8 protein-coding genes are annotated in these 13,553 nt (G+C 37.7%); 3 read left to right on the top strand and 5 right to left on the bottom strand.

Going from position 1 to position 13,553, the window contains the following annotated elements; translation table 11 throughout:
- Positions 1–85: 85 nt before the first annotated feature.
- Both FHS57_RS20335 and FHS57_RS20330 read left to right on the top strand, forming a co-directional pair.
- Complete coding sequence (locus FHS57_RS20335) at positions 86–2,224, top strand: cadherin-like domain-containing protein (protein WP_183976906.1); 2,139 nt, start codon at positions 86–88, stop codon at positions 2,222–2,224.
- 62 nt (positions 2,225–2,286) lie between these two features.
- Complete coding sequence (locus tag FHS57_RS20330; RefSeq protein ID WP_183976904.1) at positions 2,287–3,210, top strand: T9SS type A sorting domain-containing protein; 924 nt, start codon at positions 2,287–2,289, stop codon at positions 3,208–3,210.
- 86 nt (positions 3,211–3,296) lie between these two features.
- Here FHS57_RS20330 and FHS57_RS20325 read toward each other — a convergent pair whose 3' ends face one another.
- Complete coding sequence (locus FHS57_RS20325; protein WP_183976903.1) at positions 3,297–4,061, bottom strand: T9SS type B sorting domain-containing protein; 765 nt, start codon at positions 4,059–4,061, stop codon at positions 3,297–3,299.
- Between the two features lie 167 nt (positions 4,062–4,228).
- Between FHS57_RS20325 and FHS57_RS20320 the strand changes: the two genes are divergently transcribed.
- Positions 4,229–5,893, top strand: a complete 1,665-nt coding sequence (locus tag FHS57_RS20320; protein WP_183976902.1) for a T9SS type A sorting domain-containing protein — start codon at positions 4,229–4,231, stop codon at positions 5,891–5,893.
- 277 nt (positions 5,894–6,170) lie between these two features.
- On the opposite strand, the gene FHS57_RS20315 is transcribed toward FHS57_RS20320, so the two are convergent.
- The 4 genes from FHS57_RS20315 to FHS57_RS20300 all read right to left on the bottom strand — a co-directional run bounded on the left by FHS57_RS20315 (position 6,171) and on the right by FHS57_RS20300 (position 13,416).
- Entirely contained in the window at positions 6,171–6,959 is a 789-nt protein-coding gene (locus FHS57_RS20315; RefSeq protein WP_183976901.1) for a hypothetical protein, read from the bottom strand.
- Positions 6,956–11,434, bottom strand: a complete 4,479-nt coding sequence (locus FHS57_RS20310; RefSeq protein ID WP_183976900.1) for a DEAD/DEAH box helicase — start codon at positions 11,432–11,434, stop codon at positions 6,956–6,958. Before FHS57_RS20310 ends, FHS57_RS20315 begins: the two co-directional genes overlap by 4 nt.
- A gap of 7 nt (positions 11,435–11,441) precedes the next feature.
- Positions 11,442–12,080, bottom strand: coding sequence for an alpha-ketoglutarate-dependent dioxygenase AlkB family protein (locus FHS57_RS20305; RefSeq protein WP_183976897.1), 639 nt, complete (start codon positions 12,078–12,080; stop codon positions 11,442–11,444).
- A 577-nt stretch (positions 12,081–12,657) separates the two neighbouring features.
- Positions 12,658–13,416, bottom strand: a complete 759-nt coding sequence (locus FHS57_RS20300; RefSeq protein ID WP_183976895.1) for a DUF1835 domain-containing protein — start codon at positions 13,414–13,416, stop codon at positions 12,658–12,660.
- Positions 13,417–13,553: the final 137 nt, after the last annotated feature.

Below are 13,553 nucleotides of genomic sequence, written 5' to 3'. Positions count from 1 at the left end.
CAATAGAGTGGAAGCCTACCAAGGCTTCCACTTCAAACTCGATACGAAAGAAGAAGCAAAAACCAATTTTAAACCTTAAAAATTTATGAAGAAAGCTCTCTGCCTCGTTTTTGGGCTTGTAATGGGAATGATGAACACGCTCTGGGCCCAGCAATCCTCAAACACTGTTAATTACAAAGTGACTTTTGACGCAACCAGCCAAACGTACACAGCATGGGTAATTCCAAATTACAACGTTCCAAACACCAACAATGCTGGAACCAGCGAAATAGGAGCTACCGCCCAGTTTACCCTTGTTGTTCCCAAAAACTTTGTGATTCAAAACATTACCGACGTCAAAGGAACGTGGGAAAAAACTCCTGACAAACTTGGTCAAGGCCAAGTTGCCAACGGCGTAACCCAATCGTATCCTGCAACCATCCCCAATAATATCGCTTTTTATGTGATAGGTAAAACGACCGACGAAACCAACTATGGTGCTTTTGCCAATGGGGCTCCCGTTGCTTTATTTACCTTTAAAAGTTCAACGTGTTTTGGACCAGTACGTGTACTTCCGCCAGGTGATCCATTTATCACGGCAGCCAGTTCAAAGTACAGCTTAAACGTGGCCAATAGTTTTTATTCACGTTCGGGACAACCCGCAGGTGGAAATATTGATCCAAGAGAGCAATTTCAAAATGTAAGTGGTGGCCCAGCCTTGTGTAGCAGCCCTTATATCTATGCCTATGATGACGATAATATCACGAATCAAAATACGGCTGTGACGGAAAATGTACTTACCAATGACGATTTAGCAACGGGTACAGGGCCATTGAAGGTGACAACTACGCCAGTCCAAGCACCTGCCCACGGAACGGTTGTGTTGAATGCAAATGGTTCTTACACCTACACTCCTGCAAATGGATTTACTGGAAACGATAGTTTTGTTTACCGCGTTTGTGATAGTGGGAACCCTGCTATCTGTGATGAAGCAACCGTAACCATCTCAGTTCGCCCTACTAACCCATCGGGAAACAATCCTCCTGTGGCTATTGGCGATAAATTTGCAACGACCCAAGAACAACCTGTTTCTGGCAATGTGATTTTAAATGACAAAGATCCCGACGTTGGCCAAACCCTCACTGCTTCGGTGATTCAGCAGCCAACACATGGCACATTGACCTTTAATCCCAATGGAACATTTACTTATACTCCTACAACAGGTTTTACGGGTGATGATTTCTTCTTGTACCGAGTGTGTGACAATGGAACGCCTGTTTTATGTGATACTGCAAGGGTTGATTTGAATGTTTATCCTGCCAATTCAGGTGCAATTCCACCTACCGCTAACACAGATTTGTTCTTTAGAAACCCAACGGGGACTGCCACTGGAAATATCATTGCCAACGACAAAGATAACTCAAACACGGGGCTTGATATTACCACAACTCCTGTTTCAGGACCAAGTAGCGGAACCGTTGTTATCAACTCAGATGGTACATTTACCTATACGCCAAACGCAGGTTATACAGGAAGTGATACGTTTGTGTATCAAATCTGTGACCGACAAAACCCAAAACAATGTGCCACGGCAACCGTATTTATCTTAACAAGAATTGTTTCAACAGGAAGTGCAGATTTGAAGGTAACGAAGGTAGCTGATAAAAAAACAGCCGTAGTAGGGGATGAAATTACGTACAGAGTCGTAGTTAAAAACCTTGGAACTGACCCTGCAACGAATGTGGCATTAAAAGATAGCCTGATGGCTGGAATGCAATTTGTAAGTGCAACGGTAAACAAAGGAACGTATTCAAACCCACTTTGGACAATTCCTAACCTTGCAGCGGGCGACAGTGCCGTATTGACGCTAAAAGCCAAACTATTGGGAGAAGGTGTTTGGTTTAATACTGCTAAAATTATTTCATCTGACCAAAATGACCCTGCTTCGGACAACAATGAAGCCAGCGCTTGTACCACTGTACCAGTAAAATTGTGTACAGGTGAAAAAGTGGAAGTAACCGTACCTGCGACTTATACAAACGTACAATGGTTTAAAAATGGTGGAACTACAGCGGTAGCAACGGGCAACGTGGTGCTACTTACAGAGATTGGTACTTATACTTATACCGCAACCAACGGCGCTTGTCCAGCGGGAGGGTGTTGCCCAGTGATTATCGAAGCAGGGGTAAATTGCTGTCCAGTGCAGCTATGCGTACCTGTAGCGGTAAAAAAACGTAAAAAATAACAACAGTAACAAGGGGCCGTAAAAAGCCCCTTGCTATCCTAACCAAGTTAAATAGGATGAAAATGAAATTTTTAAAAAAGGGAGCTGCTTTATTATCATTTCTTGTAAGTGGTACGGGTGTATTTGCACAAAGTGCATCACCGCTAGGTGTTCACTACATGGTGGACTACGATGCAACACATCAAACTTATACGGCTTGGGTAGTACCACAATACAGCACCCCAAATCGCTATAATTCAGATTCGGAAGAAAAAGGGGCGACGGCGCAGGTGACAATCAAGGTGCCTAAAGGCTTTAAACTAACAAGTTTAGAAGATATTCGTGGAAACTGGGACAAAACACCTGGGCGGATTGGTAGCGAAACACCGCTGCTAAAAGCGGGCGCCAACGAACAATTTGCTTACTATGTCATTGGCAAACAGGCCGCTGAAACCAATTACGGCGTTTTCAAAGAAGGAGAACCTGTGGCACTTTTTCGTTTTAAAGGCACGGGGACAAAACCAGAGGATGTAACGGTGTTGGATACCAGTGATCCGTTTGTTGAGATTGCCAACAAATCAATGTCGTTGAATGTGAGTAACAGTTTTTATTCACGCTCAGGGCAACAGCCCAGTGTTTCGGTTCGTCCACTTGAACAGTTTGCACAGCCAATTACATTGCCAAAAGTGTTGGCACAACTCGCTAAGAAACTTCAAGCGAGTATTGGGAGTATGACCAATGAGTTGGAGGAAGCGGCGGGTTTAATCACCTATCCCAATCCTGCGATAAATGACGTGAATGTGAAATACTTTTCCAAAAGTGACGGCGGTAAAGTTCACATTGAATTAATTGACCCGTCGGGTATTGTACGGTATGAAGCGTATGAAACGGCGAAGCAGGGGATAAATACGTTGAAGATTAATGTAGAAAAACTTTCTTCGGGTTCTTACTTAATCCGAACTGATAAAGACAATAAGATAATCACCAAGAAATTCACAAAAGGGTAAGGGTATAAAAGGAAGAAGACGAATGGTTTTCGTCTTCTTCTTAATCAATGGATAGGGCTATCTTTTTAGATGGTCCTATTTTTTTATTATTTCAATAGTAAAACCTTTCCCGTTTGTTGCCAATTTTCGTTAAAGAAATCAGTGGCATTGATCAAATATGTATATACCTGATTAGTAGCGGGTGTACCATCTGGAAGGATACCATTCCAAGTGTTGGTTGGAGTGTCAGCGGTAAAAATTTCAACCCCACTTCGGTCAAATAACTGTAAACGAAATGTCTGAATCAAATACGTTGTGATAACCCAAGTGTCATTAATGTTGTCGTTGTTCGGAGAAAAGGCATCGGGGACATAAATCGCAGGGAGGTCAATGAGTTCATACAGCGATGAATATAATTCAGTCGTTACAGGTTGTCCGTTTACCTGTATTGTAATAGTCGCCGTAACACGGTAAGTATCATTGGGTTGGGCTTGTTGTGTGAGCGTAAATCGTTCCGAATTTATCCAGTTGGAAACATCGACGGGAGGAGCGTCAATTTTACTGACTTTGTATTGAATGGCTCCTGATTGAGTTGGAAAAGGGGAATTCCATTGCAATGTTCGGCCTCTGCCTTTTAAATGAATGGTACATGCGCTACTGGATGGTTCCGACATCTGTCCACAAGAATTTTCAGTTTTTATATAGTAGCAGTAACTACCAGCGGAAGGGTCAACGTTGGTATCACTAAATTGTGGGGAAGAAGTGGTCGCAATCTCTTCAAAGGTGGTAGAAGAAAAAGATGCACGAAAAATATGATACCTTTCATCGGGTTGTGCGTCCAATACCTTGACCGTTGCAAGTGACCCCTCCACTGTTGCTAATACTGATTTTTTGGGTTGAGGGGAACTACATTGAGCGGCCAGGTGTATTGGGAATAAAATAAAGATACAATAGCAAATAAAACGCATTTATTGTGTAATTTATCATGAGTTAAAAATACCTCTTTTTGACGTAAAAAAATACTAAAAGCAACATGGAAATGAAACAAAGAATTTTGATTTTTTGGTTTTTATTGTTTGCAGTCATTGGTCAATTAAAAAGCCAAACTTCTACAAATACCATTCGTTATCAAATTACATACGAAACCGTTAAGCAATTATATACCGTTTGGGTAATTCCTGGGTATAACACGCCAAATACGTTTAATGCAGACACCGCCGAACGGGGGCCAACGGCCCAAGTGACGTTGCGTGTACCAAAATCGTTTTTGATCACTGAGGTCATTGGGGTGAAGGGCGAATGGGATAAAACGCCGTTGCGTTTGGGACCCAACGAACCCAACCAATCTTTCTTTAACTCACTGAGCGACGCCTACCGCTACTATGTCATTGGGAAATCTGCGACCGAAACCATTTATGGGCGCTTTACGAAAGACAAAGCCGTGGCGCTTTTTCAGTTTAAAGGGAATGGGTGCTTTGGAGCCATATCGGTTTTGGATGAGTCGGACGAATTTGTGAAGTTGGCGGACAAATATGCCCTAAATGTGCGGCCCAGTTTTTACTCTCGTTCGGGTCAGCGAAATTTTGTGAATGCGGTGCCATTGGAACAATTTGCGGATCCGCTCGATCCCCCAGCGTATTGTTGTGGCTCAGGGGTGACGATCAATTCCGCGATTACCATCAATACCAATCAAAGCTCTTTTTGTCCTGGTGCGACGGCCACCCTTTCCCTCAAAGGGATGAGCGGCGTTTCTAACCAAGCCGTTCGCTTTCGACTGACCACCACCGAGCCTTTGACGGAAGAGGAAGCCTACGCCTCATCGGGTACGTTGCTTGGGGTGGTGCCCAACAGCGCGCTGACTTCTAATAAAACGGAAGCCGTTTTAACGAACATTGCACTGCCCAAAAACGCGGGGAAGTACTTTGTCGTTGCCACCCTCGATGGCGTAAGTGGCGCTTGCCGCCCGTATTCATCGGCTCGTTTTACGATCATCACCCTTGCCAATGCGGCCATTAGTTCGGATAAAACGGGGACGATTTGTTTGGGGGAAAGTGTGCTTCTGACGGCTCAGCCCGCTGGACAGACCAAATACGAATGGCTAAAAGACGGCCAATCGGTTGGGGTAACTTCAACAAATACCTACCGAGTGACTTCGGCGGGGGAGTATAAAGTGACGGTGACGAACGAATTTGGGTGTACTTTAGGAGCCTCCAATGCGACAACTTTTACGACGATTGTGGTCAACAAACCAACCATTAAGCAAGTAGGGGAGCGGTTGGTTTCCAGCTCAAAAACGGGTAATCAGTGGTTTTACAATAATACGGCTGTACCGAATGCCACCGACACGGTTTATTCGGCGACCAAACAAGGCGTATATACATTACAGGTTACGTTGGGAAACTGCAAAAGTGAACTATCGGAGCCTGTACTTTTTGCGATAACCTCGGTAGAAAAGCCCGCAACGGCGCCAACGATTGGCCTCTATCCCAATCCCACCTCAGGCGTATTTTACGTTCCCTACGCAGACAATAACCCCTATACGGTTGTGTGTTATGATTTGACGGGCAAAAAAATAAAATTACCAGCCGAACCCATGACTGATAAAATAAAGGCCGACGCAATCCAACTTCCCCGTGGCACCTACCTCATCCGACTAGAAAGTGATAAGAAAGTTGAAGGGAGCTGGGTTTTGAAGAAGGAGTAGATTGCTATTGAAGGGCTTGGTTTTCGATAGATGCTGTAAGTTTAAGAGAGAAAGTACGATGAAATTAGGGATTTATAGTATTTTTTGTACTTGTTTAAACTGATTTAGTCAGGGTCTAAACTGAGCATTTAACGTTTTGGTGATATAGTAACTTTTTTAAACAAAAGTTTATTTGAAAAATGAGGATTAAACCGTTAGCTTGTTTGCTGTTTTGCAAAACTTGGCTTGTGTATTGACTTGGTTGGTTTTGCAAATGTGCCAACAAATAGTCTAAAATTTAAAAAAATATATTTAAAATTATACCAATTATAAGCATTCCAATTGCTGAAAATAATAGAGTTTTTAATGTGTTAATTTCTTTTTCCTGACGGGCAAGTCGTAAAATAATATTGTCACACTTATCTCTTATTTCTTCATGCTTTTTAGTGATTTCAATATTTTGTTTATCTGTATGGTTTGTTAAAGTACTCAGCATGTGTTTAAAATGTGATTCTAAGTCAATTCTTTCAATGCGTAATATTTGTGCCTTGAATTCGTTGATTTTTAATTGAAGGTCTATTACTTTGTTGTCAAGATTAGTGAGTTTTTCTTTTAAGTCTTTATTAAATTGACTGATAACTTGTTTTTCAAGATTGCTAAACGAATCTTTGAAATTGTACTCTGTTAATTTAGTGACTTCTTTTTCAATATTTTTAATTTGCTCTTCTAAGCCTTCAATTGGTTTGCTTAATTTTTTTTGAAATTGTTTTATTGCCTCACCTTCAATTGACTTTAAAGCCTTTGACGTATCAAACTCGCTAAGTTTTGCAGTTTCTTTACTTAAATTTTTTGTTTGCTCAGATAGTTTTGCAATTGAATCAAGGTTGAATTTTCTTGAATCATCAAGAACGGCTTTGACATTGATTGATAGACTCTCAAAACTTGCCTGATATTTTTCTATTATTTTTGCTAAGTTGCCTGTTGTAGTAACAACATTGTTTACTTGCTCCTTGGCAGAATTGATATTTTTTAAATTCTGCTCCAAAATAGCTAAAGACTGTAAAATATTTTCGTTTGTTGTACTCATTGTGCGTTAGTGTATTTTTCTGTAAAACTAGTTAACCAATTTGTATGAATGTGTAATTCACATTCAGTTGTCCAATCGTGCATTTTCTTGATTGTCTTTTTGGGGATATGGCTTATTTTTAAATTTGATGCCAACTTTTCAATCCCAATGTAAAACTCATCTTTGTTAGTGTTATTTGAATAAAAATCTCTGTAACCTTCTTTATAGCTATTTTCTAATTCTTGTTCTAATACTTCATTATTATTTGTACCAAGATAGGCTATACTAAATGCATTTAACATTGCAAGTGCTGGGTTATTGTCAGTTAAAGACCTTCTAATTAATCGAACTGCACCTTGCAAGTGTTTAACACTGTCTTTAGGAGAACCACTTGAGCCGTAAACATCTTCGTTTATTACACGTAGATATTTAAATAATATATCAAATGAAGATAATTTCCCTTTGTCTGTATCGGTTGTTAAAGAAAATGCTTCTCCGTTTTCAGTTTCATAATTATCCTGGGCATATTTTGAATTGAAGTAATAGTAAATAAAGTCTTTTAAGTCTTCATTTACCTCTTTCCAATCTTTTTTGTCATTAATCCCCTGCACACAAAAAGTACGCATATCATCAATTGCTCTTTTTCTTTTGACAGCGATTTTTTCATAAATAAACTCAGTAAGGTAAGAAAGGCATTTATGAATTTCGTTATCGCCTTTATATGCTGGTACTTTTTTTATTTCTTCTTCTGCTCGTTCGATAGAATAATATCGCGTTAAGAACCTTTTAAGTCCTTTGTAATATTCCCCGTCTGCTTTACGTTTTGTAACAATTCTGAATTGTTGTTTACTATAGTCTTGTGTAAAGTCGTCAATCAATTCAATGCAACACATTCGATAAATAGCTTTTGAGTAATCGGCATAATTATCCCTGTAAGAAATAAAAGCAACTATCTCTACGCCAACTTCGACAGATAGTAATTTTTCCAAAAAGTTGTTAACTGTTTCAATTTCATTTACTTTAATTTCTTCGTTGTCATCTAAAAAATATTTTGTTGCAGATTTGCTAAGAATTGCGTGCATTGTTTTTTTCTCATTCAAGCTTCCATTGAAGCTGTTATTATAGAAAAACATAACTGTTTCGTAGTCTGCACTTATGTATTCTAAGTTTTTCTTTGAAAAATCTAAACCATTAATTTTTAAAATTTCTTCTAAATCTTTAATATACTGAAATCCTTTAGCTTCTTTTGGGGTTTTACTCAGACTGCAATTATTGACTAATTCACAGCTATCACATTCGCCAAAAGTAAATTTCTTATTATCATCTTCGCATCGTAATTTAACCAAATCGTGGTGCGGTGTGAAATAATCTAAAAATTCATTCCCAATGATTAAGTTGTAATGTTTTATAATTTTATTTAAGTCTTCTTCTTTAAACCATTTGTTTTTAATGATACGTAAAGGGAATTGATTTGATGGAAACTTAGAGTTTATTCTAACCAACTTATAATCTGCAAACAATATCGTTGCTAAAGCAATTTTTTTATCTCTGCCTGCTCTACCTGCTTCTTGAATAAAACTTTCAAGTGAGCTGGAATAGTTCATATTTACAGTAAAACGAACATTAGGTTTGTCAATTCCCATTCCGAAGGCCTTTGTAGCAACCATTATGGGTAATTTGTTATCCCTAAATAGTTCTAAATTTTCAAATGAAGCTCTGTCTATTTCATCTGAATCTTCATCATCTCCACTTCCCATAAAAGTGCCAATATTAGGAGTGTAATCTTTTAAAGAAATTGCATTTTCATTTACCGAAATTCCTCCATTTTTTTTGTGGGGACAAAAAACTATGCCCGCTTGTTGATATTCATTACTTGAAGTGTAGAAGTCAATTGGGAAGTCAACCTTTAAATTTATTCCATCATTATTTTCTTTTGTGTTTTGCCTATTGTTGAATTGTGTTTTTACTCTTTTTAATGATATTTCTGTTTGTAATTCATTTGCATAGGAAGGAACTAGAGAAATGTATTTTTTTAAAAATTCCTTCTTGGAATTATATACAGTCCATTTATCGGTGATATTTACAGCTTTGCCTAGAGAACTGTCTAACAAGCCATTTTTGTCGAAGAATTTGTCGGCTTCATATTCGATAGGTACTTTTTCAATTTTGTATTGAAGTTCTAATCTGTTTGTATTCTCATATCTCACAATTGTATCAGAATCCAAAGCAAAAGCACCATTACCTGATAATTCTCGTTCAACATCAGCAAGCACGTCAAAGGAAGCCGTAGCAGTTAATCCAAACAATGTTAGTCGCTTATCCTTGTTTTTAGGCAACACATAATTATATAGGTTACGCCCTAAATGTAAATATGAAAAACGGAAATCGTGCCCCCATTCTGAAACGCAATGAACTTCGTCTATTACTCCGTATGCGAAGTAAACATTCATATCTCTCATTGTCTTCAATCGTTCCCGAAACTTGTAAATACATAAACGTTCTGGCGAAAGAAAAACAAATTGCATTTGAGAAGACCCCATTTGCCTTTCTCGTTCGTCTTTTTCTTGTGCAGTCAAGGTTGAGTTTATGAAAGTACAAGTATCGATTCCTATGTTTACAAGCCCGTCATATTGGTCTTTCATCAATGACCTTAATGGGTCAATAATAAGCGTTACACCTGGTTGCAACATTGCAGCCAACTGGTAAGTTAGAGTTTTCCCACCGCCCGTTGGTAAAAGACCAATTACACTCTTGTTTTGTAACGCTCTGTTTAAAATGGGAAGCTGACCTTGTCGAAAATCTTCTTTGCGAAAAAGTAATTGAACGAAGTACTTTAAGTGTAACTTGTTAGTTTCAATATCTTCATAATTACCTTGTGTATCGCTTGTAACTAATGGTTTATATTGAATCGTATCTGATGTGTAAATATGCCTTTGATTTCTTCTTATTTTGGCTGAACGGATATTGAAGTAACAATGATTTTTGCACTTGAACTCGCTAAAAGTTTGCTCTTTTATTTCTTCTATTATAGCCATTGAAATATCTATGACTAAATCATAAACTTTGCTTTTTTGTTGAGATGTCGCACTAGCAACGGGTTTTGTATTCAAGTGTAGTGGTGAAGTCAAATATTCCTGCGAACCAATTATTTCTAGGTTCACCTGTGGAAATTTCATTGTTTCAAAGTCAAGACTTAATGCCGTCAAATTCTCGAATATTTGCTTTAAATCTTCAAAAGCCATTGCGGCACAAGGAACGTCATTTTCTTTAACCAAGATATTCCATTGACTTTGTTGAATATCTAACTTTTCAGTAAGAATTGCTTCAATAATTGTTTTCTGCAGACGGGCAATTGCAACGGGCGATTGCGTTAATTGTAAATTGTTTGGGTCAACATTTTTGTTTTCAAAAATGATCGAACCAAAATCGGTACGTTGAAAATTGTTGCCAAAGCTCTGAAATTGAGTTTCAATAAACGGACTTGCTTTGGTAGGTAATCCTCTTGTAATAATATTATTGAGAACTGCTAATATTGGATTTATATCTTGATAAGCACTGGCTCCAATATCAAAAGGTGCAGAAACCTCAAAGTCAGATAGTAGGGATAAATTAGCCCGTTTGTCTTTAAAGCAATCTAAATAATATCCTGCGTGAAATTGTACAGCTGGATAATAGTCGATAGGAATATAGTAAGTCTTGCCTTTTTCAAATTTGAAGACTTTTAGCTTTAGCGTATATTTTCTAAAAACATCTTTACCGTGTGCTTCTTCCGCTAAAAGATTTAATTTGTTTTCACTTTGCTCAAAATCAGAAAGTACTGGAGGTAAATCGAAATAATTGTAGAAAGCATCTAATCTGTGGCTTCGTCCTTCAATCAATGGACTTACACAGAAAAAATAATGTTCTCCTATTACGTTTTCACCAACAAGCTGAGCTAATTTTTTTAAGTCAATCTGCGGTACATCAAGAATATTTGAGAAAAAATGAATCGTAATTGATTGATTTGTTTCAATATCCGTTCTTTCAACTTCGTCTAAGTATTTGTTTACGAGCTGAATTTTTGTTTCATCTTTGATGTAAACGTTTGTGTGCAGTTTTGCTCTTTCTAATGCTTGTTCAGATGGCTCAATTAAAATTACTTTTTGTGTGTTGTTAGGTATCCCTTGACTTTTTAGAAAATCAAAAAAGCAAACAGTTGCCAAACCTTGACCACAACCCCAATCAATAATTGCTATATCAGTTTTAAAAACTTCCTTTGGATTGCTAATCGAAGATAAAGCCTTTTGGATTTTGGCTTCGTGCATATTTCCATAAGAGAAAATATATTGACACATTAGTTCGTGTGAATCTAATAAATCAACTCCTTGATTTAGATTTTGCCAAAAAGTATCTCTCTCACTTTTTGAAAAGTGCGACAATGCATCATTAGAAATTTTTCTAATTTGCTGAAAAGTCGGATTTTGTAATGACTGTATTCTATTTGCGTATTCTTTCATAAAGTCATCACAACTTAATCACTCTAAAAGTTAGGTTTATTCTTTCGTTTACAACTTTGCTTGTTTTTGGTACTTGATGTTGCCAAAAGTGTTGCATTTCTCCTTGCATTATTAAAAGACTCCCGTGTGTTAATTCAATTTCTAACTTTTCTTTAGTCTTAATGTGTCTTAATTGAAATTTTCTTGTTGCACCAAAATTAACGGAAGCAATTACTGGGTTTGGCCCTAATTCCTTTTCTGCGTCTGTATGCCAAGAAATGGAGTCGTTTCCATTTCTATATCGATTAAGCAAAACGCTATTAAATTGAACTTTTGATAAAGGTTCAATCTTGTCTTTTATTTCAAGAAGTTCTCTTGTCCAAACTTTTGGTGCTAATGTTATACCTGAAAATGAATAAGGTTTGTCATTATCACCGTACCACGCTGTCAAACGTGGAAAGGCAACTTGTTTGCCATACATATTCATTGATTCTTGTTTCCAATCAATGTTTTCTTTTAGATTTTGCAAGTACAAATCACTTTCTACTTTTGAAAAAAAATCTGGATAAAATAAATACTCACCGTTTTCAATTTTTGTTAATCCTGACTTTGGTTTATTATTATCTAAAGAAGGTATGATGTTGCCAAATAAGTCTCTTTGTTCCATTTTATTTATTGGTTTGCTATGAAATTTGTGTTTTGGGCAAAAGCAAATGTGCTGCATTGTGTTGGCTTTGTGCTAGGGGATGCAGCTCTTTTGATTTTGCTGAAGCGTTGGCATTTTGTCTTTCATTTTTCTGTTCGTTTTTATTGGTTGTGTCGTCTTTTACGGTGAGGCACAACGAGTGGATAGACGCCACTCCATCGTTTTCAAACGGGTTAAGTATTTGCTGTCGGGTTCTATGGCGTCTATTTCGCAATAGATATGTAATATCTTTACCCTCACTGGCTAACCTAAGTTGTAAGCCTTCATTTACGTTAAGCACTTTGTTGAGTCAAGCCAACAAAAATTTTCGCACAATTAACAAAACTTTAATTCAAAACGCCAACTTTCTAACGAATTTATTATTCGGTGAATGTGCTTGGCAGGAGAAGGGGGGATTTGGGGCTCACTTGAGTGAAAATGAGGGAAGGATAGGCTAGAAGCCAGTAGATAAAAATCACGAGGGGGTGCGCTCGTGATTATCGGAGTAACTTTGATAGAAGCAGAAAGCTTGATTTAACCACTGAGCTGCCACTTTTGGTTAGGTGCTTTGCATCTGTCTGTCGTATATGTTTTTTAGTTGCGAATCTCCAAATCCATAAATTCCTTCTCTGTCTGAAAACTCTGAAAAAACAGCCTGAAATTCTGTCGAGTTAGTGGCAATTATTTCTTTTACAACTTTGTCTGGTCTGCCCAAAGTTTTGTCTAACGGAAATCGATCAATGTGTGCTTGACAAACTTCCTCTAAATATTGAAAACAGTCAGATTGTTTTTTAGATAATTCTTTCAACTTAGTTAAGTCACCAATTTGATACGATGCCCACAAATTTTTGCCTAATTCAATGTCCTTTGGCATAAACCGAATCTTTGAATCAAACGCCTGTTCAAGTTTTTCAGCATTGGCAATACCAAAGCCTTTCCAAGTGTCTGCATTATTTTCAATTGTTGGAAAAACTCGAAAGATTTTAAGTGTCGTATAATTTGCAAGAATTGAGATTACAAACCACATATTTGTCTGACAAAACAAATCGTTTTCAAACCAAAGACAAACTTCAGAATTGTCAGGTAAATTATTTAGTTTTTCAAATTCATTTACTGTTTTAATAAAATATTCTTCAGTCGAAACATGATGAGAATCAGCAATAAATTTGGCCCGAACCGTCCAAAAGTCAGCGATATTGTCGGCATATAAATGACCATCAATTAAGCATTCTCTACAAACAATAAAGTCTTGATTGATTTTTGTTTGACTTAATTGGTCAGCCAAGCAGTCCCCGTTTAATATATGATATGTTTTCATTATTTTGTCGATGTTGTCTGTTTTACATTACTACTAACGGTTTCTGGCTTTGCGTTCGGGCAAGATTACGAAGCATAAATGTAAAGTTTATTCGAAGTACAAGGCCCCAAGTTTGCACCTCAGCCCGCCTAACGTAA

Source organism: Runella defluvii (assembly GCF_014195535.1).
Taxonomy (GTDB): Bacteria; Bacteroidota; Bacteroidia; order Cytophagales; family Spirosomataceae; genus Runella; species Runella defluvii.
The sequence above is the reverse complement of the archived record's forward strand: the minus strand, read 5'-3'. Positions and strand labels throughout refer to the sequence as shown.

Bases quoted from the DNA above. Each gene is read 5' to 3' on its own strand.
- FHS57_RS20335 (WP_183976906.1), top strand. From the start codon at position 86: ATGAAGAAAGCTCTCTGCCTCGTTTTTGGGCTTGTAATGGGAATGATG.
- FHS57_RS20330 (WP_183976904.1), top strand. From the start codon at position 2,287: ATGAAATTTTTAAAAAAGGGAGCTGCTTTATTATCATTTCTTGTAAGT.
- FHS57_RS20320 (WP_183976902.1), top strand. From the start codon at position 4,229: ATGAAACAAAGAATTTTGATTTTTTGGTTTTTATTGTTTGCAGTCATT.
- FHS57_RS20315 (WP_183976901.1), bottom strand. From the start codon at position 6,959: ATGAGTACAACAAACGAAAATATTTTACAGTCTTTAGCTATTTTGGAG.
- FHS57_RS20310 (WP_183976900.1), bottom strand. From the start codon at position 11,434: ATGAAAGAATACGCAAATAGAATACAGTCATTACAAAATCCGACTTTT.
- FHS57_RS20305 (WP_183976897.1), bottom strand. From the start codon at position 12,080: ATGGAACAAAGAGACTTATTTGGCAACATCATACCTTCTTTAGATAAT.
- FHS57_RS20300 (WP_183976895.1), bottom strand. From the start codon at position 13,416: ATGAAAACATATCATATATTAAACGGGGACTGCTTGGCTGACCAATTA.